This window comes from Pseudomonas peli (genome assembly GCF_050563605.1).
In the GTDB taxonomy this organism is placed as follows: Bacteria; Pseudomonadota; Gammaproteobacteria; order Pseudomonadales; family Pseudomonadaceae; genus Aquipseudomonas; species Aquipseudomonas peli_A.
In genome coordinates this window covers 1-218 of record NZ_JBNXUH010000075.1, presented here as the reverse complement: position 1 = coordinate 218, position 218 = coordinate 1, and the positions used below count along the sequence as shown (strand labels likewise).

The 218-nt window shown below is 62.0% G+C and carries 1 protein-coding gene; it reads right to left on the bottom strand.

The features are described from left to right. A partial coding sequence (locus ACQ4LH_RS21115) for a lytic polysaccharide monooxygenase (RefSeq protein ID WP_430698966.1) occupies positions 1 to 182 on the bottom strand: 182 nt, incomplete at its 3' end. Positions 183 to 218 lie beyond the last annotated feature (36 nt).

Below are 218 nucleotides of genomic sequence, written 5' to 3'. Positions count from 1 at the left end.
CAGATGTGTATAAGAGACAGNNMGWCNGGGCCTGCAGTGATTGGGCGTTTGGCCCAGCGGCTGACGGTCTGTTCATTAAGGGGGGAGAACTGCGCCAGGCCGGCGCTGGCGATCTGGCCATCGGCGGGGCCGTTTTGCGGGAAGCCGGAGTAGCCTTCCAGGCTTTGCGGTTCCCATTGCACGGCACCGCATTGGCTGTTTTCACCCAACTTGCACAG